We start from the raw sequence: 26,029 nt of genomic DNA, 5'->3' as shown, positions 1-26,029 counted from the left end.
TTATGGGTTAGAAGTAGAAACCTGCAATACTTTTCCGTTGAAATATTTATTTCCGTTTAGGGTGAAATCAAAAATATAGTTTGCCATTCCTTCCGCTGAAATTGGCGCCTGATAACCCGGAAAAGCTTCTTCTAACATTTCTGTCTGAACTGCTCCAAGTGCCAAAACATTAAAAGCGACACCTCGTTCTTTGTACTCTTCGGCTAATAATTCCGAAAGTGTAATCACGGCTCCTTTACTGGAACTATAAGCAGCCAGTCCTGCAAACTTTAAACTTCCCTGAACGCCTCCCATCGAACTGATAGTTACCACATGACTTCCTTTTTGCAAAAACGGAATACAAATGCGAGTCAAATTGGCAACCCCAAAAACATTGACTTTATATACATTTTCAAAATCAGTTTGAGTTAGGGTTTCGAAAGGTTTACAAATTAAACTTCCTGCATTATGAACCACAGCATCTACTTGTTTCCAAGTGGAAGAAAGAAATTGTTCTACTTGTTCTAAATCGGATTCGTTTGCTAAATCTACTGAAAGACAAGTAATATTTTCATTTGCAATTAATTCCTGAGGTGTTTTTCTCGAAATGGCTAAAACCTGATGTCCTGCATTGGCGAACTTTAAAGCCAATTCAAATCCGATTCCCCTACTCGTTCCTGTGATAATAATTTTCTTCATGGAACAAAAATAAACAAAAGCAAGAGAAATGTTCTTATCAATTTCAGGATTAAACCGTTAAACTTCTCGAAATTACAATTTTTTGGATTTCAGAAGTTCCCTCATAAATTTGAGTAATTTTAGCATCGCGCATCATGCGTTCCACATGATATTCGGAAACATAACCATTTCCCCCATGAATTTGAACCGCTTCAACCGTCACATCCATAGCGGTTTGGGAAGCAAATAATTTTGCCATCGCACCAGATTGTGTGATATCCATACCGGCATCTTTTTCGGAAGCCGCTTTCAAACACAGCATTTTGGCAGCCATGATTTGAGTAGCCATATCCGCCAGTTTAAAAGCGATAGCCTGATGTTGAAAAATTTCTTTCCCAAACGATTGGCGTACATGCGAATATTTCAGAGCCAATTCATAAGCTCCCGTTGCAATTCCCAAAGCCTGAGACGCAATTCCTATTCGGCCGCCATTTAAAACCGCCATGGCAAAATGAAAGCCAAAACCATCCTCTCCAATTCGGTTTTCTTTTGGCACTTTGACATCATTAAATAGCAAAGAATGTGTATCTGAACCACGAATACCCATTTTCTTTTCTTTGGGACCAATTTCAAAACCATTCCAACCTTTTTCAACAATAAAAGCATTGATTCCTTTATGTCCTTTCTCGGGATGTGTTTGCGCCATCACAATATAAGTCGATGCCGAAGAGCCATTAGTTATCCAATTCTTTGTTCCGTTTAACAAATAATAATCGCCCTTATCAATCGCTGTTGTTTTTTGCGAAGTAGCATCCGAACCCGCATTAGGCTCCGAAAGACAAAAAGCGCCAATTATATCTCCTTTTGCCAAAGGCACTAAATATTTTTGCTTTTGTGCTTCATTGCAATATTTTTCTAAACCAGCACAAACCAATGAATTATTAACCGACATAATCACCGCCGCCGAAGCATCAACCTTAGCAATTTCGGTCATTACTAAAACATAAGAAACCGTATCCATACCCGAACCGCCGTATTTAGGATCGACCATCATTCCTAAAAAACCCAATTCAGCCATTTTTTTGACTTGCTCCGTTGGAAATTTAGCCAATTCGTCTCTTTCGACAACTCCAGGAAGCAATTCGGTTTGCGCAAAATCTCTTGCTGCCGCTTGGATCATTTTTTGTTCTTCGGTCAAATTAAAATCCATAATTCCATTAATTTGTAAATTCAATTTTCATTTTGAATTAAAAACTGAATTTGGGTTCAAAAAATAGTTCAATATTCAATACCTAATTTTCGGTTATTGATTTTGTGTTTTCTAAATTTACTTACTTTTATTTTAAAAAAACAATTTAGGCTTTTAATATTTTTCAGCTTATACATGAAACAAAATTTCTACAATGTAATTGGTATAATGTCAGGGACTTCACTCGATGGAGTGGATTTAGCTCACATTCAATTCGAAATAAAAAAAGAACAGTGGCATTTTAAAATTTTGGAATGCGAAACGGTTCCTTACAGCCCGGAATGGATAAACCAATTAAAAATAGCTGTTGGTTTTTCTAAAAAAGAATTGGAAATTCTAAATCAAAACTACACCCAACTTCTTTCGAAAATCATCTCCGTTTTTATTGAGAAACATCAAATCACTAACTTAGATGCCGTTTGTTCGCATGGGCATACTATTTTGCACCAACCGCAAAACGGTTTTACACTTCAAATAGGGAATTTGCCGGAAATAGCCACTTTAACCCAACAAAAAATAGTTTGCAACTTCAGGTTTCAGGATGTACAACTGGGCGGACAAGGCGCTCCTTTGGTTCCTATTGGCGACCGAATTTTATTTTCTAATTACAATTATTGCCTGAATTTAGGAGGGTTTTCGAATATTTCTTTCGAAGAAAATAATCAAAGAATTGCTTTTGATATTTCTCCGGTCAATACCGTTTTAAATTTTTACGCTAATCAATTAGGATTGAATTATGACGATAAAGGCACGATTTCCAGCACCGGAAAAATCAATTCGGCATTATTTGAAAAACTCAATCAATTGGAATTTTACCAACTCAAGCACCCTAAATCGCTTGGATTTGAATTTGTAAAAGAAATTATTTTACCATTAATAGACAATTTCCCAATTCCCATTGAAGACAAACTCTGCACTTTTACGGAACACATTGCTTTACAAACTGCTTTAGCCTTATCCATTAAAAAAGGGAATATGCTAATTACCGGCGGTGGCGCTTATAATACCTTTTTAATTTCCCGAATTCAGCATTATTTGCCCGAAATGAAAATTGTAATTCCCGAAAAGAAAATTCTGGAATTCAAGGAAGCACTCATTTTTGCATTACTTGGTATTTTAAAATTAAGAAATGAAATCAATACTTTGAGCAGCGTCACCGGAGCGCAAAAAGACCATAGCGCCGGAGTAATTTATCCTTAAAAAAGAAAAATTAACAACCATTTGTTTCAAATTTTATCCCATAGAATCGCAATTTTTATAATATCTTAGCGTTTCAATAAACAAAGAAAAAATTATATGAGTATATTGTTACAAGCAGACACCCTGTCTGTTGCAGGCGAAAACTTAGCCGAAGCCGTTCCAGTTGAAAAAACCTTATCCATTATGGAGCTCCTAACCAGCGGAGGATTAGCAGGTCAAATCATTATGGTTGCCTTATTTTTAATGCTTTTTGTTGCTTTATATCTTTATTTTGAGCGTTTGATGGCCATCAACGCAGCCTCAAAAATTGATTTGAATTTCATGGGATTGGTAAAAGACAATATCAAAAACGGCCGTATTGACAGCGCTAAAATGGCTTGTGCTCACTCACAATCTCCGGTAGCCCGATTGATTGAAAAAGGAATTTCCAGAATTGGCAAACCTTTAAGTGACATCAATACAGCTATTGAAAACGCCGGAAAACTTGAAATAAATAAATTAGAAAAAAATGTCAGCATGCTGGCTACAATTTCAGGAGCAGGACCAATGACCGGTTTCTTAGGAACGGTTGTAGGAATGATTCAGGCTTTCCACAAAATGGCTACCGGAGGTGGTCAGATTGAAGTTGGCGCACTTTCTGAAGGTATTTACACAGCCATGACCACTACCGTTGTCGGACTGGTAATTGGTATTATTGCTTATGTAGGCTACAACCATCTGGTAGTAAAAACCGACAAAGTAGTTCACCAAATGGAAGCTAATGCAGTTGACTTTTTAGACTTATTAAACGATCCGGCATAATTATGAATTTAAGAGGAAGAAATAAAGTTAGCGCTGATTTCAATATGTCGTCCATGACGGATATTGTTTTTCTGTTATTGATATTTTTCATGTTAACCTCCACGATGGTTACTACTAACGCCTTGGACTTAGTATTACCAAAAGCCAAAGGCAAAACCGACAGCAACAAAAATATTGCGGTAAGTATCAATAAAAAACTGGAATATTTTATTGATAAAGAAGCCGTTCCGGAGAGCGAATTAGAATCTAAATTACTGGCAATTGTTGAAGCTGATAAAAATAAAGCAATCATTCTAAGAGCCGAAGAAGGTGTACCAATTGAAAAAGCCGTAGGCGTTTTGGACATCGCGAACAGAAATCAAATTAAAGTTGTTTTAGCCGTAAGACCTAAATAATTCCTGCCGACTTTCAAAAAAACAGCGTTATTCTACATGAAATATTTAGAAACAGAAGAAGAAAAAAAATCATTTGCTATCACAACGGTTATCTTTGTGATACTTTTTATTTTGTTCTTATATTTAGGCCTTACCTCTTTAGATCCACCTCCCGAAAACGGAATTGCCATTAACTTTGGCACAACCGAATTTGGCAGTGGCAACATTCAGCCTACAGAAGCCATCCAATCGGCACCAAAACCTACGACTTCCAAACAGGCAACGGCAAGCAATGACGATGTATTATCACAAGACATTGAAGAGGCTGTTGTAATGAAACAGTCCAAAAAAATTCAGCCTAAAAAAGACATCGCCAAAGAAGAAGTAAAGGAAAAACCGAAAGAAAATCCAAAACCTTCAAAAAGTACAACCGACGCTTTATCAAGTTTGATAAACGGACCAAAATCTGATGGAAAAGTCAAAGGCGGCGAAGGTGACGACGACAAACCAGGAGACAAAGGAAGCCTTAATGGTAATCCTTACGCCAACACCTATTATGGTTCAGGTGGCGGAAGCGGAAGCGGAACTGGCTGGGGCTTGAACGGAAGAAAAATTAGCAGCAGAGGAAAAGAAGTTCAAAAATGTAACGAATCCGGAACCGTTGTGGTTCAAATTACCGTAAACCAAAACGGAAACGTTATTGCAGCAAAATACACTAAAGGAACAACCAATACTAATCCTTGCCTGATTGAACCGGCATTGGCTACAGCCAGAAAATACAAATGGCAGCCCGACCCTAATGCTCCGGAAGCTCAAATTGGTTTTATTACCGTTAATTTCAAATTAGGAGAATAATTTTGAAACAATTTTGAAACAATTTTAAAACAAAAATGAATTATCAAGAAACTACTGCCTGGATGTTCAACCAACTTCCTATGTACCAACATCAGGGTGCTTCGGCTTACAAAAAAGACCTGACAAACATCCAATTACTAATTAAACATCTTGATAATCCGCATCAAAATTTAAAATTTATTCACGTAGCCGGAACTAACGGTAAAGGTTCTACTTCTCACATGCTCGCCTCCATTTTAAAAGAATCGGGTTACAAAGTAGGATTATACACTTCGCCGCATTTAAAAGATTACAGAGAACGCATTAAAATCATCAGCCCGGAATCTTCCGAAGAAATCAGTGAAGACTTTGTGTGCGAATTCATTCAGTCCAATAAATCTTTTTTTGAATCAAACGATATTAGTTTTTTCGAAATGAGCGTCGGATTAGCTTATGCCTATTTTACTAAAGAAAAAGTAGATATTGCCATCATCGAAGTTGGCATGGGCGGACGACTTGACGCTACTAATATCATCACTCCTTTAGTATCTGTAATCACAAATATCGGTTTCGACCATACGCAATTTTTAGGAAACACTTTAGAAGCCATTGCAGCCGAAAAAGCCGGAATCATCAAAGCAAATATTCCGGTCGTAATTGGCGAATATACTAACGAGACCAAAAATGTTTTTTTGGTCAAAGCCAATGAAAATAATGCTGCTATTTATTTTGCTTCCGATTTAATTCAGGAAAATCCCGCTTCTGATTTAATAGGAGATTATCAAATTCACAATAAAAAAACCGTTTTACAAACTATCAAGGTTTTAAACACGCAAAGTGATTTTAAAATTAGTCCGGATAATATAAATTCCGGTTTACTGAATGTGGTAAAAAACACCAAACTCATGGGCAGATGGCAACAATTAGTCGATAAACCTAAAACCATTTGCGATACAGCTCATAACAAAAACGGACTTGAAATTGTTTTAAATCAAATTCAAAAAGAAAAATTCAATCAATTACACCTAGTTTTAGGAGTAGTCAACGATAAGGATTTAAACGAAATTTTGCCTTTATTTCCTAAAAACGCGATTTATTATTTCTGCAAACCTAATTTGCCACGCGGTCTTGAAGCAACAATTTTGCAATCAAAAGCGGCCGATTTTGGCTTAAAAGGAAACACCTTTGACTCAGTTTCAAAAGCTTATGCCGCAGCTAAAAATTCAGCTCTGGAAGACGATTTTATTTACTTGGGCGGAAGTACATTTGTTGTTGCCGAAATACTTAGTTAAGTAGTCTTCTCACTTTTATTCTGTTTTTTTTCAAAAAAGCAAAAAAACCATAAGATTCTGATATTTAAAGTGTTAAATTTATACATTATAAAATTAACCCTTAAATACAAAATTTATCATGAAAAAGAACAGAATTTTAGTATTTGGATCGTTAATCATTTTAACCCTCCTGATGAGCTTAAAAACACAAGCTCAAGAAGAACCTCAAACTGTTTACATCACCCTTACAACTATGCATCGAAATCTGGATGCTGACAAAAAAGAGTGGATGAAAGCTGAACAGGAATTTTTTGACAAAGTTACCAGTAAAAATGAGCTGATAATAGGATCAGATGTCCTCACTCATTATTTTACTGAAAACAGCTCAGAGATTTTGCATGTTTCAGCGTATAAATCCTGGGAAGACATTGAAAAAGCTGAAAAAATAACTGACGACTTAATCATGAAAGCCTGGCCTGATGAAAAAGACAGAAAAGCTTTTTTTGAAAAATACCGAAGCTTTTACACACCAATGCATTCTGATGAAATCTACGTTTCGGTACTTGAACCTAAAATGTTAGAAAATCCACCTAAAGACCCTATGGTAGTTTACGTTAGAAAATCGCAAACGGCTTCCCGAAAACTAAGCGACAGACTAAAGGAATACAATGATAAAATAACTTTCAAAAATCCTTTCATCAAAGCTTATTATCCGCAACGCCATTATTGGGGCTCAGACAGCAGAGATTTTGTAGAAGCTTTTTTCTTTAACTCATTAGCTGATTTGGAAAAATCACATGATAAAGAAGAGGAACTAATCAAAACAGCCTGGCCCAAAGAAGAAGATCGAAAACTATTTTTTGACAATTTAAAAACATCTTTTACCGGAATTCATGGAGATTATATCTACTTAAACGTCCCTTCACTTGCTAAATAAAAAGGTAAACAGCCTTAAACTTTAAAATTTATAGCAATTTGAGTTTAAGGCTGTATTCTCTAGCCAAGGCAACATACTATATTCCAACCACATAAAAATTAATTCGAAAAAACATTAAAAATAATTCGAAATAAATTTTGCAGAACTCTAAAAACAATATATATTTGCACTCGCAATCAGCAATGACAGCAAAACAAAACAGGGCGATTAGCTCAGCTGGTTCAGAGCACCTCGTTTACACCGAGGGGGTCGGGGGTTCGAACCCCTCATCGCCCACCAAAAAACTCCTTAAGAAAATAAGGAGTTTTTTTATACCTAAACCGAAACCATATAACTCTGAGCCAATTTCCGAAAAGCAATTACTTGCTCTCGTTCCCACAACTCATCTTTAAACAACAAAGAAGCCATAATTTGAGCTACAACAGGCGCCACCTCCATAGCCGCTTTAGCATCCAAAAAAAGCAATCGGATTCGTCTGGCTAAAACATCTTCTACTGTTAAAGCCATTTCTTCTTTGACAGCCCAAACCACTTCGGCTTTTGTATAAGGATATTCCGGATGAATTTTTTCCGCCAAAGCCACATCTTCCCTCATCATTTTTTCAATCAACAATTCGTCCGAACCATATATTCCAAGATGTGAATTAGATTTTTCACTAACAAAACCATGAATTTTCAAACGCTTGGTTTGACACGGAACAAATGTCAAATCAGCAATCTTGACCACCTTATCGATAGTTTGCTCAGCCATTTTTCGATAAGTCGTCCATTTTCCTCCGGAAATATCCACAACACCCGAAGGAAACACTTTCAAACTATGTTCTCTTGACAACACAGCCGTTTTTTGTTTAGAGCCCGATTTAACCAAAGGTCGTAAACCCGCAAAAACAGAATTTATATCCGCGTATTTGATTTTAACTTTAGAATAGAAATTAAAATGATTTACTATGAAATCTACTTCTTCTTTCAAAGGTTTAGGTTCTAAATCCACTTGCTGCATTGGTGTATCAGTTGTCCCTAAAAGCAACTTATCATGCCAGGGAACCACAAACAACACTCTCCCATCGGAAGTTTTAGGGATTAGCATTGCAGAAAAATTTTCAAAATAAGATTTATTCAAAACCAAATGAATCCCCTGAGAAGGCGCAATTGTTTCCTCAGCATGTCCTTCAGATTTTTGCAGCAAAGTATCTGCAAAAACACCTGTTGCATTAATCACAACCTCCGTTTTTATTTCATACAACTGTCCCGACAATACATCTTTCATCACCAAGCCTACAACTTTGTTTTCCTTTTTAACAAAATCAATAACCTGACAATAATTCAAAACCAAAGCTCCTTGCCCAACAGCTGTTTGCGCTAAATTCACAGCCAAACGACTATCATCAAACTGTCCGTCGTAATACAAAACTCCGCCTTTTAAATTCGTCGTATCCAAACCCGGCAAATACCCTATTGTTTCATTTTTAGAAAGTATTCTGGTTTTTCCGAGACTAAATTTACTTGACAGAAACTCATACAACCACAAGCCAAAACCATAAAAAAACTTATCCCAATAATGATAAACCGGAACTACAAAAGGCAATTTATAACAAACATGAGGTGCATTTCTCAATAAACGACCACGCTCCAACAAAGCCTCCCGAACCAAATGGATATTTCCCTGTTGCAAATAACGAACACCTCCGTGAATCAATTTCGTTGACCTGCTTGAAGTTCCTTTCGCAAAATCACATTGTTCCAAAAGCAAGGTTTTATAACCACGACTGGCTGCATCTACCGCACAGCCCAAACCTGTAGCTCCTCCACCAATTATTACTATTTCGAATTCGGGATTTTCACGAAGTTGGTTTAATTTCTCTTCTCTATTCATCAAAAAAATAACTTTAGATTTGGGGCTACTATCTTGTAGCTACAAATCTAAAGTTAACTTATTCCAACGGAAAACTATCTTTTGTTCCGTTTTTTTTATTCTATATAATCCAAGGTTCGCTCTAAAGCCATTCCTCTGGAACCCTTAATCAATATCGTATTATTCTCAAATTTCATCTCTTTTAATCTTTCCGCAAAAGAATCAAAACTATCATAAAAATGGAAATTATCTTTTGCTAATTGACACTCATAAAACGCTTTTCCAACAAAATAGCACTGCGCTTCCTTTTCATTTTGTAAAGAATCAACTAAAGCACTATGCTCTTTATGACTTTCGGCTCCTAACTCAAACATATCTCCTAAAATCATTATTTTATTAGATTTTTCAAGCTGAATGAAATTCGTAATCGCTACAGCCATGCTACTTGGATTTGCATTATAAGCATCCAGAATAATTTCATTAGTTCCTTTAAGCAAAATTTGCGATCTGTTATTAGCCGGAACATAACTCTCCAAAGCTTCTTTGATAGCCACCGAATCGACTTTAAAATATTTCCCGATTGTCAGTGCTGCATTCACATTATTTGCATTATACAAACCAATCAAATGCGTCTTTACATCAAATGATTCGAAACTAATCTCTACAAAAGGATTGGCTTTAATATTCGAAACCACAATATCAGCATTCGTTTTATCAACACCAAAAGAATAATGCTTTAGAACTTTTGATTTCTCCACCTGAATCGGATCTTCCAGATTAATAAAAGCCAATTTATCATTTTGCAAAAGATATTGATACATTTCACTTTTCCCTTCAATTACTCCCTGAACACCACCAAAACCTTCCAGATGCGCTTTTCCAAAATTGGTGATATATCCGTAATCCGGTTGCGCTATTTCACAAAGAAATTCAATTTCTTTTTTGTGATTAGCCCCCATCTCCACAATACCAATTTCAGTATCTTTATCAAATAACAATAAAGTCAACGGAACTCCAATATGATTATTCAGATTCCCAACAGTCGCTTTTGTCTTATATTTTTTTGCTAAAACTATACTAATCAACTCTTTAGTAGTTGTTTTTCCGTTACTACCGGTTAGTGCCACAATAGGCAATTTTAAATAATTTCGATGAAATTTTGCCAATTCCTGCAAAGCTGCCAAACTATCTTCCACCAAAATAGTCCGCTCATCAATATAATACGTTTTATTATCAATAATAACAAATGAAGCTCCTTTTTCTAAAGCTTCAGCAGCAAAAGTATTAGCATCAAAACGTTCCCCTTTAATCGCAACAAAGAATGAACCTTTTTCTATTTTTCGGGTATCAATCGAAACCCCTGTAGATTTTAAAAATAAACTATGAATGTAAGCAATATCCATATAAAAATGATTTAAAAAACAAAAGCCCTAATGAAAGGGCTTTTATCTGTTATGTGTTGAAAAATTAATTTCTTGGTGTTTTTCTCTTATCTGATTTCGAACCTACTCTTGACATTGCACATCTGAAACCAATGTAATCAGTTGCCATATCCTGAGGAAAGTATCTTCTTTGAGCCGGATCTAACCAATACGCTCTATCTCTCCAGGAACCACCTTTATAAACTCTGATTTTATCATTTATCAAAGTAGTTCGCTTACTTGATCTGTCGTATTTTCTAACCATTTTACCCAAACTGTCCGTGGTAACATTATGAACAGGTGAGTTATACATTTTTTCGATTTCTTTTTGCTTCGCATCATCTGAGTCAGAAGAACCAAAATCATAATATCTAGAAGACTGCTTATCCCCGTCTCTGTAATTGATATTATTACTCTTATCGAAATTTTGTCTCAAATAAGTTTCTTTTTCATCAACAGGAACCTGAGCAATCTGACCAGGAAAATTTCTGGCGATAACTTTACCATTACTTAAAGTATCATATTTCATATTCTCAGCAGTAATCAACTCAACTTTACCATCAGCACCTATTTTATTTTTATAATAAACGTTACCTCTGAAATAGTTGAAATCATTAGCTTCATTATCAACAATTGGTCTGTAAACATCCGCAACCCATTCAGCAACGTTACCGGCCATATCATACAATCCAAAATCATTTGGCGCATACGATTTTACAGCATTTGTAATATCCGCTCCGTCATCTGACCAACCAGCAATCCCGCCATAATCACCGTTACCTTGTTTAAAGTTAGCTAATTGATCTCCACGGTTTTGTCTTTTCCCTGAACGGGTATATTCACCAGACCAAGGATATTTTTTCTGTCCTTTATAAATATTATATTCTCTTTGTCCTACATCAGCTGCTGCGGCATACTCCCACTCTGCTTCTGTTGGAAGTCGGTATTCCGGCATAATAATTCCGGACGAACGTTGTGCATATACATTTTTTTGTTCTTGCACATTTCCGTCTTTACCTTTCACTGCTCTCCCTTTCGGTCTTTGCAAAACAATCTCTTCACTTCCGCCACGGGCAGTAGATGGCGACATTAAATAAGCTTCTGTACTAAATGCGTTATCTGCTGTAACATCCTCTGTTTTAGCATTCTTTTTCAAATAGCCATTTTGCTCTAAAACAGCCTCATTCACACGATCCGTTCTCCATTTAGCAAAATCAACAGCCTGAATCCAGTTTACACCAACCACAGGATATTCAGCATAAGCAGGATGTCTCAAATAGTTATTAGTCATGGTTTCATTATACCCTAATCGATTTCTCCAAACAAGAGTATCCGGCACAACTCCATCATAAATATCTTTATAATCATCCGGAGGAAAAACTGCCTTAACCCAGTCCAAGTATTCTAAATACATAAAATTAGTCACCTCAGTCTCATCCATGTAAAAAGACTGAACGTGTTGTTGCGTTGGGCTATTATTCCAATCATGCATTACATCATCCTGAACTTTACCCATGGTAAAAGTTCCTCCTTCTACAAAAACTAAACCAGGCCCTGCCTCTTGTTTTTTAGCAGCTTTCTTATTATCTACATTCCAACCAGTTGCTCGCGACGCACTCTTAGAACTAGACTTCTTACTACAACTAGCAAATCCTATCATCATTACTAACGACAACAGCAATCGGAAAACTACATTTTTACTTACTTTCATATTATTTTAAAATGGTGATTTTGGGTGGTGCAATATAATAATTAAGGATTAATCTACAATAGTATTTTTAATTATTACAACCTCTTTTTCCACTAAACTTTAACGCAAATTTATACTTTTTATTATTTATTAGCACACTTAACGCTTTTTTTTTAGCCTTTTAAACTTTTTATTAAATTCCTCATTACTTTCTCTTCACCAAAACTACAATTCTCCATTTTTTTACACCAAAAAAAGCGAATAATTAAATACTCCTTTAGCACAATATTAATCAGAATTAATAGTTATAATTAATCAGAATCTTAACACTAAGCTCAAGATAAAACATAAAAAGCAACACTTATCCAACACTAAAGACATTCAAAGAGAAAAACTTGCAACTTTTTAATAAAACACTATATTTGTTGAATCAATTTTCCACTAACCAATGAAAAAAACTATACTCTTAACCCTCTCCTTGTTTTCTTTCTCACTAATACAAGCACAACAAGAGAGACCAATTACAACAGCAGTTCCTTTTCTGACTGTTGCTGCCGATGCCAGAGCTGCCGGTATGGCCGATATAGGAGTTGCCACTTCAGCCGATGCTTTTTCACAGCAATGGAATCCTGCTAAATATGCTTTTGCCTTATACAAACAAGGAGCAAGTGCCAGTTACACCCCTTACCTGACCGGTCTTGCCAATGACATTTCCTTAGGACAGATCACTTATTACAATAAAATTTCCGACCGAAGTGCCTTTGCAGGAAGCATCCGTTATTTTGGTTTTGGAGATATTGAACTCAGAAAAACCGGAGATCCGGAGGAACAATTTGCTACTGTTGCTCCAAACGAATTTGCAATTGACGGATCCTATTCTCTTAAATTAAGTGAAAAATTCTCAATGGCCGTTGGCGCAAGATTCATTCACTCCAACCTAAAAGTAGCCACCGACAATACTGACGCAACAGCTGCAAGCACCTTTGCCATTGACGTAGCCGGATTTTACCAATCAGAAGAGATAGCCTACAACAGCTTTAACGGAAGATGGAGAGCCGGGTTCAACCTCCAAAACTTAGGACCTAAAATCAGTTATGACAATGACGAGATAAGTTCCAACTTCATACCAGCCAACTTAAAACTTGGAGGTGGTTTCGACTTCATTTTAGACGATTATAACAAATTAGGCGTAAATCTCGAATTAAACAAATTATTAGTTCCAACTCCCAAAGTAGGTTATAACAATGGTTCTTATTCAGGAAAAGACATGAATGGAGACGGAACCGTTGACGAAACCGACTACGACTTAGCCTACAACGACTACCGTAAAACAGGCTGGGTTTCCGGTCTTTTCAAATCTCTAGGCGATGCTCCTGACGGTTTCAAAGAAGAACTAAAAGAAGTCATGTATTCTGTCGGTGCCGAATATTCTTATCAGGATGCTTTTGCTATGCGATTAGGATACCACCATGAAAACATCAGTAAAAGCGGATTAAGATATTTTTCTTTAGGAGCCGGATTCAAATATACTTCTGTAAAAGTTGATGTTTCCTATTTATTTTCTGCTTCAAAAATCCCAAATCCTTTGGAAAACACACTTCGTTTTTCTCTAACTTTTAATTTTGGCGATAAATACGAAGAATATTAATAACAGATAAACAGACAATATCAAATCCAAATTTCTACCTGATGAAATTTGGATTTTTTTTACCTTTAAATAAAATGGAAGAAATTATCATAACAAGCAAATTCTCCATCTTCAACAACACAGAAGAACTACCAGAGGGAATTCAGAAATTATTCAAAAAAGCCATTACAGCACAAAAAAATGCCTATGCTCCTTATTCTAAATTCAGAGTTGGAGTCGCAATTGCTTTAGACAACGGTGAGATAATTTTGGGAACCAATCAGGAAAACGCGGCTTACCCATCCGGACTTTGCGCCGAAAGAGTCGCTTTGTACCAGGCTGCATCGAATTTCCCTAATTCAAAAATCGAAACAATTATTATAACCGCCAGTTCTGAGAAAACCAATACCGCTTCCCCTATAACACCTTGCGGCTCCTGCCGACAATCCATAGCCGAATACGAAGCAAAACAAGAGAGTCCGATTGCAATTTATTTCATGGGAGAAATAGGCAAAATTTACAAATCGGAATCTTTAAAAAACCTGCTCCCTTTAATATTTAACAAAAAACTGCTCTAATAAAACTAAAAATTAGCATTATAATTTTAGTTCTTAGATGGAATGTTCTATTTTTGCATTTCGCAAATTTGACCTAAATAAACAATTTTGCAAAAAAGTACTAATTGACAACACAATAAAAACTTTAGTAAAAGAACACTTGAGATGAAAGAAGTTACAAAAGAAGTATATTTGAAGTGGTATGAAGACATGCTACTTTGGAGAAAGTTTGAGGATAAACTAGCTGCATTATACATCCAACAAAAAATTAGAGGTTTTCTACATTTATATAATGGTCAGGAAGCGGTACTTGCAGGAGCATTGCACGCGATGGATTTATCCAAAGACAAAATGATTACTGCTTACAGAAACCACGTTCAGCCAATTGGTATGGGAACTGACCCAAGACGCGTTATGGCTGAATTACTTGGAAAAGCTACTGGAACTTCTAAAGGAATGGGTGGATCAATGCACATTTTCTCAAAAGAACACGGTTTTTATGGTGGTCACGGAATTGTGGGAGCTCAAATCCCTGTAGGAGCCGGAATCGCTTTTGGTGACAAATACAACAATACCGGAGGAGTTACTTTAACTTATTTTGGTGACGGTGCTGCGCGTCAAGGTTCTTTACACGAAGCTTTCAACATGGCAATGTTATGGAAATTACCAGTAGTTTTCATCGTTGAAAATAACGGTTACGCTATGGGAACTTCAGTTGAAAGAACAGCTAACCACACTGATATTTGGAAATTAGGTTTAGGATACGAAATGCCTTGCGGGCCAGTTGACGGAATGAATCCTGTAAAAGTGGCTGAAGCAATGCACGAAGCCATTGAAAGAGCTCGTCGTGGTGACGGACCAACTTTCCTTGAAATGAAAACATACCGTTACAGAGGACACTCTATGTCGGATGCGCAATTGTATCGTTCTAAAGAAGAAGTAGAAGAATACAAAAAAATCGACCCAATCACTCAGGTTTTAGATATTATCAAAGACAAAAAATACGCTACAGAAACTGAAATCGAAGCTATCGATGAAAGAGTAAAAGAATTAGTTCAGGAATGTGTTGATTTTGCTGAATCATCTCCATACCCAGAATTAGAGCAATTATACGATGTAGTATACGCACAAGAAGATTATCCATTTACACCTCATAAACTATAAAAATATTATGGCGATAAAAGTAACAATGCCTCGTTTGAGTGATACCATGACGGAAGGAACGGTAGCAACTTGGCTTAAAAAAGTAGGAGACAAAGTAAGCGAAGGAGATATCCTTGCAGAAATTGAAACTGACAAAGCAACGATGGAATTCGAATCCTTTAACGAAGGAACTCTTTTACACATTGGTATTGCTGAAGGAGAAACTGCTCCGGTAGATTCATTATTAGCAATCATAGGAAATGAAGGTGAAGATATTTCTGCTTTATTAGCCGGAGATGCTGCACCTGCTGCCGCCGCTCCTGCTGCAGTTGAAACTAAAAAAGAAGAAACAGCTGCTCCTGCCGCTAAACCGGCTGCTGCATTACCAGCTGGAGTTATTGTGGTAACTATGCCTCGATTGAGCGACACCATGACTGAAGGAACAGTTGCAACCTGGTTGAAAAAAGTAGGTGACAAAGTAAGCGAAGGAGATATCCTTGCTGAAATTGAAACTGACAAAGCAACAATGGAATTTGAATCTTTCAACGAAGGAACCTTATTATATATCGGAATTCAGGAAGGAAACACAGCTCCTGTGGATAGTTTATTAGCTATCATCGGACCTGCAGGAACTGACATCAGCGGAATTGCTGACGGTTTTGTTGCCGGAGCCGCTCCACAAGCTGCCGCTCCTGCTGAAGAAGCTAAAGCTGCTGCACCTGCTCAGGCTGCTGCTGCTGCTGCTGCTGCTCCAGTTGCTCAGGAAGCTCCTGCTGACGGAGGAAGAATCCTTGCTTCTCCATTAGCTAAAAAAATTGCTTCTGACAAAGGAATCCAATTGAGTCAAGTGAAAGGTTCTGGAGAAAACGGACGTATCGTAAAAAGTGATATTGAAAACTTTACTCCTGCTGCTGCCGCTCCACAAGCTGCTGCTGCTAAAGCAGAAACTGCTGCTGCACCTGCTGCTAAACCTTATGTCCCAGCTGGAGAAATTGCCACTGAAGAAATCAAAAATTCGCAAATGCGTAAAATCATTGCGAAACGTTTATCAGAATCTTTATTCACAGCACCTCATTACAACTTAGTAATCGAAGTTTCTATGGATGAAGCGATGAAATCAAGAGCAACTATCAACACCGTTCCAGATACAAAAGTATCTTTCAACGATATGGTAATTAAAGCTTCTGCTTTAGCTTTGAAAAAACACCCAAAAATCAACTCTCAATGGTCTGCTGATGCCATAACAATCAACTACCATGTAAATATTGGTGTGGCTGTTGCTGTAGAAGACGGATTAGTTGTACCTGTATTACCTTTTACTGATGGTATGAGTTTATCTCAAATTGGTGCAAGCGTAAGAGATTTGGCTGGAAGAGCTAAAAGCAAAAAATTATTACCTTCAGAAATGGAAGGAAGTACGTTCACTATATCTAACCTTGGAATGTTTGGTATCACTGAATTCAATTCAATTATCAACCAACCTAACTCAGCTATCCTTTCTGTAGGAGCAATCGTTGAGAAACCAGTGGTTAAAAATGGACAAATCGTTGTAGGAAACACAATGATGTTATCTCTTGCTTGTGACCACCGTACTATCGATGGGGCAACCGGAGCTCAGTTCTTACAAACATTAAAACAATACATTGAAAACCCAGTGACTATGCTTGCATAAACACTCATTTTAAATACTTAAAAAAGCCGTTTTGAAAAATCAAAACGGCTTTTTTTATACTTTATTCTTCTCCTCAATCCATTTCGACATATACTTGGTACTTCTTAAAGTATGATGTTGCAACAACTCTCCCATAAAATTATTTAAACGATGCTGCTTGATATTCGAAACTAAAAACTCAATTTGCGTAGCAAAACCATCTTCATATAAAACTCTCAAATAACGTTGCTTGATTATTTCCAGACCATTTTTTTGAGCCTGTAACCAAAGGTCTTTATCCTGATATAATTGAACCGCTTTTTCAGCGAAAAATTCCGGCGTATCTTCTACAAAACCATTCCAATTCAAACCTCCTTGCATTGATTCGGCTCCAATCGAAGTTGTAACAGATGGCGTTCCACATTGCATGGCTTCCAATAATTTACCCTTTATTCCTGCACCAAAACGTAAAGGTGCTAAAACCACTCGAGCATTTTCGACAACTTCATTAGCATTTTCAGCTCTACCCAAAATCAAAAACCCTTGTTTGGAATTATGCAATTGCAAAACTTTTTGCGAAGGATAAGCTCCATAAACGTTCAAAACAGCTTCCGGTAATTGCTTTTTTATTAGCGGCCAAATCGTTTCTTTTAAATACTGAACCGCATTCCAATTGGGTTCATGGAGAAAATTACCTATAAAAACAAAATCTGTCCTTTCCTCAAAAGAAGGCAATTTTTCCAAATCAGGAATTACATTCAATTCTAACAAAAGCGGTAAATAACACAATAAAGCTGAATCTATTTTAAAAGTAGTTGCTAATAATTCCATTTCATATTCGGAAATCATCAACGACAAATCGCAACGCAAAATACTGGCAATTTCACGTTTAGCAACTTCCTCAACTAATAAATCTGTAGTTTCAAATATTCGCTTTTCCTTAAATGCTTTTTGTCTGGCTGTTCTCAAACAATGCAAATCTTCGGTATCTAAAATTCGTAAAGCATCCGGACAATTTTCGGCCACACGCCATCCAAATTGCTCTTCGACCATAAATCGGTCAAACAAAACAATTGACGGATTCAATTCTTTGACAAAGACATCAAAACTGGAACAATTTAAATGTATCGTTTGCTTCACAACATCAAATCGACTTAAATCAACCATAAAATCGCTATCCTGAGCCGGACTCGCAAAAGTAATTTCATAACCCTGTTTTTGAAATAATGAAATTAATTGCATCATTCTCCCACCTGCTGCCGAAGAATTTGGCTCTGGCCATACAAATCCGATAATTAATAAGTGTCTGTTCTGATTCATTGAATGTAAAAATGCGGTAAAGTAACGGTAAAATAACAGCAAAGGTCGAAAATATAATAGAATACGAAGCAAAAAACTTAATTTTGTAGCCTAAATATAAAATCATGTTAGGATTAAAATTAGCCACCGACCCAAGATGGGTAAATATCGTAGAAACTAATATCGAAGAAATTTTAACCGATCATGCCTGGTGCGAACAAAAAGCAGCTTCAAACGCCATCAGTTTGATTACCCAAAACTCTGAAAAAGAAGAATTGGTAAACGAATTAATCCTTATTGCTCAGGAAGAAATGGAACATTTTAAAATGGTTCACGACCTGATTAAAGAAAGAGGACTTACTTTTGGTCGTGAACGCAAAGACAGCTACGTAAACGAACTTTTTAAATTTATGAAAAAAGACGGAAGCCGCAATGATGCTTTATGTGAGCGACTGCTTTTTTCAGCTATGATTGAAGCCAGAAGTTGCGAACGTTTTAAAGTATTATCCGAAAACATCAAAGATCCGAAATTATCTAAATTTTATCGTGATTTAATGATTAGTGAAGCCAATCATTACACCACTTTTTTAGGTTTTGCCCGTAAATATGCCGACAATGTTGATGTGGACAAACGTTGGAAGGAATGGATTGAATATGAAACATCCATTATGGTCAATTATGGCAAAAACGAAACCGTTCACGGATAATATTATATACAAAATCACGTTCCTATTTTTTTCACAAACACCTCTCAAAATCATGTCTCAAAAAAAAGCTATATTTTTTAAAATAGTAAAATATATAGGAATTGCATTGGTCAGTATATTGGCTTTTTTATTCATTGCCCCTTATGTTTTTGCAGACAAGATAAATGCAGAAATAAAAAAAGTAGCCAATCAAAAACTGAATGCTAAACTGGATTATTCGGAATCCAATGTTTCTTTTTTCAATCATTTTCCGTCATTGACCGTAAGTTTGGAAAATTTCAAACTGAACGGTTCGGCCCCGTTTCAAAACGAAAAATTAATTACTGCCAAAGAAATTGCTTTTGGTATTGATGTACCGAGTTTGCTTTTTGGAAAATCAGTTAACATCGACAAAATTTTTCTTTCTGAAGCCGATATTAATGTAAAAGTTAATCAGGAAGGTTTTGCCAATTACAATGTTTACAAATCCGAAAAAACCAAAACAGCAGAAAAAGACGGCGATAATTCGTTGAAATTAGAAAAAATCGAAATCAATAACAGTAAAATTATTTACGATGATTTATCAACAAAACTGCATTTTGATATTTTTGGCTTCAACTATTTAGGAAAAGGCGATTTGAGCAAAGCCATTTTTGATTTGTCTTCAAAAGCTCAAATTTCCAAATTAAATCTGCTGTATGACAACGAACCTTATTTGATGAATAAAAAAGTGAATGCTTCGTTAATTACCAAAGTTAATGTTAACTCGCTTTCGTTTATTTTCCAACAAAATGATTTAAAAATAAATAATTTAGTAGTTGATTTCAAAGGGAAATTTGACTTCCTGAAAGAAGGTTACAACATGGATTTTCTTTTAAAAACAACTAACAGTAAGCTAAACGATTTTTTTACTGCTTTTCCTCCAAAATTCATCACCTGGCTGGATAAAACACAATTAACCGGAAATACCAATTTCAATTTAGCATTGAAAGGGAAATATATCGCTTCGCAAAATATTGCTCCAAATCTTAGTTTGGATTTTAAAGTAAAAGACGGAAGCGTTAATTACAACCAAAGTCCGGCAACGATAAGTAATTTGAACGTTGATTTTTCAACTGAATTACCTTCATTAAATCCGGATTTATTAATTGTTGATTTAAAAAATCTTTCACTGAACATCGATAAGGAAACACTAAAGGCCAAACTGTACAGCACCGGAACAGAAGTACTCAACATTGATGCTGCTTTGCAATCCAAAATAGATTTGGAAAAATTGAATCGTGCTTTGGGAATTCCTGATTTAGAACTCAAAGGAACACTAATTACCGACGGAACTTCTAAAGGAAAATTTGATAAAAAAAATGGATTATTTCCTGTAACTAATGCCGTAATCAATTTGAACAGCGGTTATTTAAAAACAAAATATTACCCAAATCCGATAACTGATATTTCGGTTGTTTCAACGGTTTCTAATCCTAAAGGAACTTTTGACAATTTAAAAGTAATTTTGCAACCGGCTCAATTTACCTTTGAAGGAAATCCGGTTTTTGTTAAAGCCAATCTTAGTAATTTTGATAATCTTATTTATGATATTCAGGCCAAAGGGACTTTAGATATTGGAAAAATCTATCAGGTTTTTTCTCAAAAAGGACTTGAAGTTAATGGTTTTATCAAAGCGGATTTAGCCTTGAAAGGAAAACAAAGTGATGCCGAAAAAGGAAACTATTCCAAACTTAAAAACAGCGGAACTTTAGAAATCAAAAACATCGAATTGGCTTCGGAATATTTGCCTAAAAAATTCTTAGTCCGTGAAGGGATTTTTAAATTCAACAACGACAAGATGCTGTTCAATACCTTCCTGGCTTCTTACGGTCAGTCGGATTTTAAATTAAATGGCTATTTGCAAAATGTATTTAACTTTATTGCTGCCAAAGACGGCGTTTTACACGGTTCTTTTTCATTAAGTTCAAAATACATCAATGCGGATGAATTTATGTCAAATACTACGGTAGCAACTCCTGAAACAGAAAGCAAAACTTCGACAGAAAACACCAATACCACAACGGAAACAGGAGTAATTGTGGTTCCGCCAAATTTAGATTTACGCTTCAGAGCCAATGCTCAAAAAGTAGATTTTAACGGATTAACACTTAAAAATGCCAAAGGAAGTCTGAAAATGAAAAACGGATTACTCAGTATGCAAAATACAGGTTTTGATTTAATTGGCTGTACCGTTGCCATGAATGCGACCTACAAAAGCGTCAACCCTAAAAATGCGCTTTTTGAATATCAAATCAAAGCCAATGAATTTGACATTAAACGTGCTTATAATGAAGTAAAAATATTTAGAGAAATGGCCAGTGCCGCCGAAAAAGCGCAAGGAATCATTTCACTTGACTATTCGCTTAAAGGACGTTTGAATCAAAACATGGAGCCGGTTTTGCCTTCTTTATCCGGAAACGGAGTGGTTTCGATAAAAAATGTCAAAATGTATGGAATGAAAATGTTTAGTAGTGTCGCTAAAAAAACGGACAAAGAAAGCATTAAAAATCCTGAACTGAATCAGGTAGATATTAAAAGCTCTGTTAAAAATAATATTATTACCATTGAACGCTTCAAATTTAAATTTGCCGGATTCAGACCCCGAATTGAAGGAACTACCAGCTTAGACGGCCGACTGAATCTAAAAATGCGTTTAGGCTTACCTCCGTTGGGAATTCTTGGAATTCCATTAACTATCACAGGAAATAAAGACAATCCTAAAATTAAAGTAGGTCGAAAAACAGAAGATTTAGAAGAAACGAAAGACAGCATTCAATAAGCGCAAAACTAAAAAGAGCCATCGTTTGATGGCTCTTTTCTTTCCTAGTTAATAAGTACTTTAATATGATTATTTAAATCTTCCCCAACCACGTGAAGGATATAAACTCCCGGCAATTGTCGCTCCATTAAATGAACTTTAAAATTACCTCTGCTGTTTCCGTTATTCTCTAAAGTTTTATCAAAAATAATATTCCCGCTCGAATCAATTAAAGTTGCATTGATATAAGGCGAATTATACGATGGAATATTAATATTAATTTGCTCCTTAACCGGATTAGGATGAATCGCTATTTCATTGGTTGTGATTCTAAAACTCCAAACATCTCCCGTAGTAGTTCCGTAATCATTAGTCGCATCAACTCTCCAGTAATAATAGACTCTGGAAGTTAAAGTTGTTGGCAACTGAAACGATGGATTCTCAGAATAAGAAACTTCCCCAATCGGACTAAGATTATTTGGATCAGTACCAAAATAAACGGTGTATCTGGTTGCATCAATTTTGCTGATCCAACTTAAATTGAAATTTTCAACCGGCAATTCTAAGAAATAAGATCCGTCAGCAGGATTTGGATTTATCACTTTTGCAGGAGCCGGAGCCACCGGTGTTGTCAATTCTAGAGTATCCGTAAAATTTGAAGCATCTGTATTATTAGTTGCTGCTAATCGATAAAAATATTTCGCATTTGGGTCAACAGTATTATCTGTATAAGTGATGGTATTAGCATCCAATTCTGCTATTTGTTCAAAAGAAATTCCATCCGTTGAACGTTCAATTACAAAATTAGCTTCATTATTAGAATTGTCATTCCAGTTTAAAACAACAGAACTGGAAGCCGATGGTGTTGCAATAGTATTTGCTTCATAAGTAACATTTGATGGAGCATTAATAACTGTGGTATTATATATTTCAACAACCTCAGAAGCAGAAAGTGCATAATTGAATATCTTCAATTCATCTAACTTCCCTTTATAAGGAGCCGGTGCTGTTCCTGATTCCAATTCCAGTTCTCCAATATTTCCTAAAATTAAATCTGTTGGCTCGCCAATTCCTGTAACTCCTGTTTCACTAATTTCACTAATAAGAGTTCCGTCACGATACAAACGCATTTTATGAGCGGCAATATCACGCATAATCACCACATGTACCCAACTTCCTTTAAAGAAATCTGTAGCCGATACAGACAATTCTTTTTTGGTTACATCATCATCAATTGCAAAACGAAGTTGACTGCTTTTAAATTCAACATTATAACGTTTTCCTGTAGCACCTGTAGTTGCATTTTTAGTAAAAGATCCTTTGCATAATAAATAAGTACTAGAAGTACCTGTTGGCATCAAATTAGCTGCCGCATTCATCCAAAAAGATATTGAAAAAGAACTGTTATTCAGATAAATTTGATCGGCATTTGGAATACTAGCCATATAACTATTATTCTTTGAAGTCGAAAAATCCAAAGCGTTATTAGCTTTCCCTACAATTTTTACATTCGCATTATCAAAATCAGAATCTAATTTTCCATTATTAGCATATTCAGATAAATCAATAATATCATCACCTTCTCCGGCTGCTTCTCTAAAAGGCCAATGTCCTGTCATCCCGGAAGGAAATTCAGCAATAGTTCTAAAATTCCATACTGTTCCGGTTGCAGTACCTTTAGCATTAGTAGCATCCACCCTCCAGTAATATTTAGTTCCTGACACTAAATTCGAAACTTGGTAAGATGGACTTACTGCGTAATTAACATCCGCTACCTTATTCAAACTCGATGCATCTGTACCTAAATAAATGGTATAAACCGTTGTATTAGAACTTCCGGTCCATTTTAGCGTTAACTTTCCAGCAGATAATTCAGCATAATCAAATCCATTTGCAGGAGTTGGATTGGCCGCTTTAGCCGGTGCAGTTGGAATAGCCGGTGTGGTTACCGAATTGACATCGCTATAACCGGAAGAATCATTTCCTGTCATTGCTTTTACTCTGTAAAAATACTGAGTATTAGGAGTCAAATTTGTATCTGTATAAGTTGTTGTATTGGCAGTAACCTGAGCTACTTGTGTAAATGTAGTTCCATCTGTAGAACGCTCAACAACAAAATTAGTTTCGTTGTCTGAATTATCTTTCCAAGTCACAATTATTTTACTCGATGGAGTAGGTAATTCAACTGTGCTGGCATTAAAAGTAACTTCGGTTGGTGGGATAATAAATTCAGGTGGCGTTGTATAAATCAACCCATTAATATATACTTCAATATTAAAATATTCTGGAGCAGATTTACTATATTTTAATGCATCACTTGGATTGCTTTTATCCAATCCGTTAGCATCTTCCCAGGCATCCGGCATACCATCATTATCGGTGTCAACCGGAGAAGGTGCACCATAAACATGACCGGCACCTCCATTTATAAACCCAAATTGTTTAGTCAAATCTGTTTGAACATAAACATAGGTTCCCGTCGTTCCTTTTGACATCAAATCTGAAATCATTAAATTATCTACCTGATCTCTTCTTGGGTAAGATGCTCCGGCACTTTGTATAATTTTATTATAGGCATCTAAAGCGGAAAGCGTTGTGTTTTTCATCGGATAATCATAAGGTGTCGATAAAATACTTGCAGCATCTCCAGTAGGATAACCAGTTAAATCCTGCGGAACTAAACTACCGTCTAAAACACCATTTCTATTATTATCAAAATAATTTCCTGAGCCGTATAAATAAAAATTAGAATTTCCTCTGTTAAATGGTGTAGAAGTAGTTGTACTTGTATTTGGTCCTCCTATAAAATAATTATTGATAATGTTCACATCAGATTGTCCCGCAGAATCACCTCCCATAATATAGGCTTCACCAGATTCAGTATGTCCGTATATGTTCCCATAATTCCCCCAATTGTAAACTACATTATTTACAAATTCATTAACCCCTTTTACTTTAGGATTTCGGGTTTTATTACTTATATACAAATTCCCTATTAAACTAATTTTCCCCCCGGAAGGCTGAATCAAACCACTTGCCGAATGATTATGACGATGTAGTCCCTGACCTATTATTGAATTTTGAATCGTAATATTATCCGGACTCAAACCTTTGCTATCCCAATTGATAGAAAAAACTTCATCTGTTCCCCAGGTAAAAGTCATGTGATCAAATATCATATTAGCCCCATTTGCTAAACCAGATGCATCCTGATTTTGAGAAGTACCGCCATATCTAATACGTAAATAACGGGCAATAGTGTTACTTGCCCCTGTAAATGTAACTCTTGGACCTAAAAAAACAATTCCTTCTCCCGGAGCTGTTTGACCTGCAATAGTAGTATTTTTAGCAACTACAACCTGACTTAACAAGTTGACTATACCACCTACCTTAAAGATAACGAAACGTCCTTCCTGACTCACAGCATCCCTAAAAGATCCGGGACCACTGTCATTCAAATTAGTTATGAAATAAATCTGAGGATTCGCCGCTCCTCTGGCTCCTGTTGTAAATCTACCAAAACCTTGCGCTTCTGGAAAAGCTAGTGTTTGAGATTTCACATTAACAGAACTTAGCACAAGACCACAAAGCAATAAACTTTTAGGAACTTGTTTAAAAAGTAAAGTTTTAAAATTCATAAATAAACAGTTGATTGGTTAATTAAATCAAAACTACTTATTTAACAACAGAAGATCATCCTGCCCTATCCTGTTCTGTACAAAACATCAAAATCAGCATTCATAAAAGCAGGAAAAACATTGAATACTCTAGGAATAACATTCGAAACTGTTCTGCTTTCTTTCTTGAGGTTTAATTATTAGACAAAATATAAAGCCATAACCATACCCCAAAAAACACCTCCCAGTATCCTTCCTACACATCTATAAAACAAAAACCCTATCCGAATTGGATAGGGTTTTCAAAGACCCGAGGGCGTTAGCCCGAACGGAGCGAAGCTAAAGGCGACGAACCGAGGCTTTA

The 26,029-nt window shown here is 36.0% G+C and carries 19 protein-coding genes and 1 tRNA gene; 13 read left to right on the top strand and 7 right to left on the bottom strand.

Translation table 11 applies throughout. The features are described 5' to 3' along the window. Both B6A10_RS10230 and B6A10_RS10225 read right to left on the bottom strand, forming a co-directional pair. Complete coding sequence (locus tag B6A10_RS10230) at positions 1 to 678, bottom strand: SDR family NAD(P)-dependent oxidoreductase (RefSeq protein WP_188220819.1); 678 nt, start codon at positions 676 to 678, stop codon at positions 1 to 3. A 49-nt stretch (positions 679 to 727) separates the two neighbouring features. Beyond that, the gene (locus tag B6A10_RS10225) at positions 728 to 1,867 is read right to left on the bottom strand and encodes an acyl-CoA dehydrogenase family protein (RefSeq protein ID WP_188220859.1); all 1,140 of its coding nucleotides are present in this window, start codon (positions 1,865 to 1,867) and stop codon (positions 728 to 730) included. Between the two features lie 174 nt (positions 1,868 to 2,041). Here B6A10_RS10225 and B6A10_RS10220 point away from each other — a divergent pair, with 174 nt between their 5' ends. The 7 genes from B6A10_RS10220 to B6A10_RS10190 all read left to right on the top strand — a co-directional run bounded on the left by B6A10_RS10220 (position 2,042) and on the right by B6A10_RS10190 (position 7,602). Next, on the top strand, positions 2,042 to 3,106 hold the full coding sequence (locus B6A10_RS10220; RefSeq protein WP_188220818.1) for an anhydro-N-acetylmuramic acid kinase: 1,065 nt from the start codon (positions 2,042 to 2,044) through the stop codon (positions 3,104 to 3,106). Between the two features lie 96 nt (positions 3,107 to 3,202). Then, a complete protein-coding gene (locus B6A10_RS10215) occupies positions 3,203 to 3,907 on the top strand; it encodes a MotA/TolQ/ExbB proton channel family protein (RefSeq protein WP_026714686.1) in 705 nt (234 codons plus the stop codon). Positions 3,908 to 3,909: 2 nt separating this feature from the next. Then, positions 3,910 to 4,302, top strand: coding sequence for an ExbD/TolR family protein (locus B6A10_RS10210; protein ID WP_026714687.1), 393 nt, complete (start codon positions 3,910 to 3,912; stop codon positions 4,300 to 4,302). A gap of 36 nt (positions 4,303 to 4,338) precedes the next feature. After that, positions 4,339 to 5,136 carry an energy transducer TonB family protein gene (locus B6A10_RS10205; RefSeq protein ID WP_188220817.1) on the top strand — a complete coding sequence of 266 codons (798 nt, stop codon included), beginning with the start codon at positions 4,339 to 4,341 and terminating at the stop codon, positions 5,134 to 5,136. A 35-nt stretch (positions 5,137 to 5,171) separates the two neighbouring features. Beyond that, positions 5,172 to 6,407 (top strand): bifunctional folylpolyglutamate synthase/dihydrofolate synthase, encoded by a 1,236-nt coding sequence (locus B6A10_RS10200; RefSeq protein ID WP_188220816.1) that lies wholly within the window; start codon positions 5,172 to 5,174, stop codon positions 6,405 to 6,407. A gap of 118 nt (positions 6,408 to 6,525) precedes the next feature. Then, positions 6,526 to 7,323 carry a hypothetical protein gene (locus tag B6A10_RS10195; RefSeq protein WP_188220815.1) on the top strand — a complete coding sequence of 266 codons (798 nt, stop codon included), beginning with the start codon at positions 6,526 to 6,528 and terminating at the stop codon, positions 7,321 to 7,323. A 201-nt stretch (positions 7,324 to 7,524) separates the two neighbouring features. After that, positions 7,525 to 7,602 (top strand) — tRNA-Val (locus B6A10_RS10190). Positions 7,603 to 7,638: 36 nt separating this feature from the next. Here B6A10_RS10190 and B6A10_RS10185 read toward each other — a convergent pair. From B6A10_RS10185 to gldJ, 3 genes are all read right to left on the bottom strand, one after another. Then, entirely contained in the window at positions 7,639 to 9,195 is a 1,557-nt protein-coding gene (locus tag B6A10_RS10185) for a glycerol-3-phosphate dehydrogenase/oxidase (RefSeq protein ID WP_188220814.1), read from the bottom strand. A 95-nt stretch (positions 9,196 to 9,290) separates the two neighbouring features. Beyond that, positions 9,291 to 10,577, bottom strand: a complete 1,287-nt coding sequence (locus B6A10_RS10180; RefSeq protein WP_188220813.1) for a UDP-N-acetylmuramoyl-tripeptide--D-alanyl-D-alanine ligase — start codon at positions 10,575 to 10,577, stop codon at positions 9,291 to 9,293. Between the two features lie 64 nt (positions 10,578 to 10,641). Next, entirely contained in the window at positions 10,642 to 12,306 is a 1,665-nt protein-coding gene (gene gldJ / locus B6A10_RS10175; RefSeq protein WP_055090614.1) for a gliding motility lipoprotein GldJ, read from the bottom strand. 427 nt (positions 12,307 to 12,733) lie between these two features. On the opposite strand from gldJ, the gene porV reads away from it, so the two are divergent. The 4 genes from porV (at position 12,734) to B6A10_RS10155 (ending at position 17,284) form a co-directional block, all read left to right on the top strand. Further along, a complete protein-coding gene (gene porV / locus B6A10_RS10170; protein ID WP_188220812.1) occupies positions 12,734 to 13,933 on the top strand; it encodes a type IX secretion system outer membrane channel protein PorV in 1,200 nt (399 codons plus the stop codon). Between the two features lie 74 nt (positions 13,934 to 14,007). Then, on the top strand, positions 14,008 to 14,490 hold the full coding sequence (gene cdd / locus B6A10_RS10165; RefSeq protein ID WP_188220811.1) for a cytidine deaminase: 483 nt from the start codon (positions 14,008 to 14,010) through the stop codon (positions 14,488 to 14,490). A 144-nt stretch (positions 14,491 to 14,634) separates the two neighbouring features. Beyond that, complete coding sequence (pdhA, locus tag B6A10_RS10160) at positions 14,635 to 15,633, top strand: pyruvate dehydrogenase (acetyl-transferring) E1 component subunit alpha (RefSeq protein WP_188220810.1); 999 nt, start codon at positions 14,635 to 14,637, stop codon at positions 15,631 to 15,633. A gap of 7 nt (positions 15,634 to 15,640) precedes the next feature. Next, entirely contained in the window at positions 15,641 to 17,284 is a 1,644-nt protein-coding gene (locus tag B6A10_RS10155) for a dihydrolipoamide acetyltransferase family protein (RefSeq protein WP_188220809.1), read from the top strand. A 54-nt stretch (positions 17,285 to 17,338) separates the two neighbouring features. Here B6A10_RS10155 and B6A10_RS10150 read toward each other — a convergent pair whose 3' ends face one another. Then, a complete protein-coding gene (locus B6A10_RS10150; protein WP_188220808.1) occupies positions 17,339 to 18,583 on the bottom strand; it encodes a glycosyltransferase family 4 protein in 1,245 nt (414 codons plus the stop codon). Between the two features lie 104 nt (positions 18,584 to 18,687). Between B6A10_RS10150 and miaE the strand changes: the two genes are divergently transcribed. Both miaE and B6A10_RS10140 read left to right on the top strand, forming a co-directional pair. Next, positions 18,688 to 19,269, top strand: coding sequence for a tRNA-(ms[2]io[6]A)-hydroxylase (miaE, locus tag B6A10_RS10145; RefSeq protein ID WP_188220807.1), 582 nt, complete (start codon positions 18,688 to 18,690; stop codon positions 19,267 to 19,269). 52 nt (positions 19,270 to 19,321) lie between these two features. Next, positions 19,322 to 22,069, top strand: a complete 2,748-nt coding sequence (locus tag B6A10_RS10140; RefSeq protein ID WP_188220806.1) for an AsmA family protein — start codon at positions 19,322 to 19,324, stop codon at positions 22,067 to 22,069. Positions 22,070 to 22,113: 44 nt separating this feature from the next. Here B6A10_RS10140 and B6A10_RS10135 read toward each other — a convergent pair whose 3' ends face one another. Then, on the bottom strand, positions 22,114 to 25,686 hold the full coding sequence (locus tag B6A10_RS10135) for a LamG-like jellyroll fold domain-containing protein (RefSeq protein WP_188220805.1): 3,573 nt from the start codon (positions 25,684 to 25,686) through the stop codon (positions 22,114 to 22,116). Between the last annotated feature and the right edge of the window lie 343 nt (positions 25,687 to 26,029).

This window comes from Flavobacterium pokkalii (assembly GCF_014596575.1).
GTDB classification, from domain to species: Bacteria; Bacteroidota; Bacteroidia; order Flavobacteriales; family Flavobacteriaceae; genus Flavobacterium; species Flavobacterium pokkalii.
The sequence above is the reverse complement of the archived record's forward strand: the minus strand, read 5'-3'. Positions and strand labels throughout refer to the sequence as shown.

Coding starts and splice junctions, on each gene's coding strand:
- B6A10_RS10230 (WP_188220819.1), bottom strand. CDS start 678: ATGAAGAAAATTATTATCACAGGAACGAGTAGGGGAATCGGATTTGAA.
- B6A10_RS10225 (WP_188220859.1), bottom strand. CDS start 1,867: ATGGATTTTAATTTGACCGAAGAACAAAAAATGATCCAAGCGGCAGCA.
- B6A10_RS10220 (WP_188220818.1), top strand. CDS start 2,042: ATGAAACAAAATTTCTACAATGTAATTGGTATAATGTCAGGGACTTCA.
- B6A10_RS10215 (WP_026714686.1), top strand. CDS start 3,203: ATGAGTATATTGTTACAAGCAGACACCCTGTCTGTTGCAGGCGAAAAC.
- B6A10_RS10210 (WP_026714687.1), top strand. CDS start 3,910: ATGAATTTAAGAGGAAGAAATAAAGTTAGCGCTGATTTCAATATGTCG.
- B6A10_RS10205 (WP_188220817.1), top strand. CDS start 4,339: ATGAAATATTTAGAAACAGAAGAAGAAAAAAAATCATTTGCTATCACA.
- B6A10_RS10200 (WP_188220816.1), top strand. CDS start 5,172: ATGAATTATCAAGAAACTACTGCCTGGATGTTCAACCAACTTCCTATG.
- B6A10_RS10195 (WP_188220815.1), top strand. CDS start 6,526: ATGAAAAAGAACAGAATTTTAGTATTTGGATCGTTAATCATTTTAACC.
- B6A10_RS10185 (WP_188220814.1), bottom strand. CDS start 9,195: ATGAATAGAGAAGAGAAATTAAACCAACTTCGTGAAAATCCCGAATTC.
- B6A10_RS10180 (WP_188220813.1), bottom strand. CDS start 10,577: ATGGATATTGCTTACATTCATAGTTTATTTTTAAAATCTACAGGGGTT.
- gldJ (WP_055090614.1), bottom strand. CDS start 12,306: ATGAAAGTAAGTAAAAATGTAGTTTTCCGATTGCTGTTGTCGTTAGTA.
- porV (WP_188220812.1), top strand. CDS start 12,734: ATGAAAAAAACTATACTCTTAACCCTCTCCTTGTTTTCTTTCTCACTA.
- cdd (WP_188220811.1), top strand. CDS start 14,008: ATGGAAGAAATTATCATAACAAGCAAATTCTCCATCTTCAACAACACA.
- pdhA (WP_188220810.1), top strand. CDS start 14,635: ATGAAAGAAGTTACAAAAGAAGTATATTTGAAGTGGTATGAAGACATG.
- B6A10_RS10155 (WP_188220809.1), top strand. CDS start 15,641: ATGGCGATAAAAGTAACAATGCCTCGTTTGAGTGATACCATGACGGAA.
- B6A10_RS10150 (WP_188220808.1), bottom strand. CDS start 18,583: ATGAATCAGAACAGACACTTATTAATTATCGGATTTGTATGGCCAGAG.
- miaE (WP_188220807.1), top strand. CDS start 18,688: ATGTTAGGATTAAAATTAGCCACCGACCCAAGATGGGTAAATATCGTA.
- B6A10_RS10140 (WP_188220806.1), top strand. CDS start 19,322: ATGTCTCAAAAAAAAGCTATATTTTTTAAAATAGTAAAATATATAGGA.
- B6A10_RS10135 (WP_188220805.1), bottom strand. CDS start 25,686: ATGAATTTTAAAACTTTACTTTTTAAACAAGTTCCTAAAAGTTTATTG.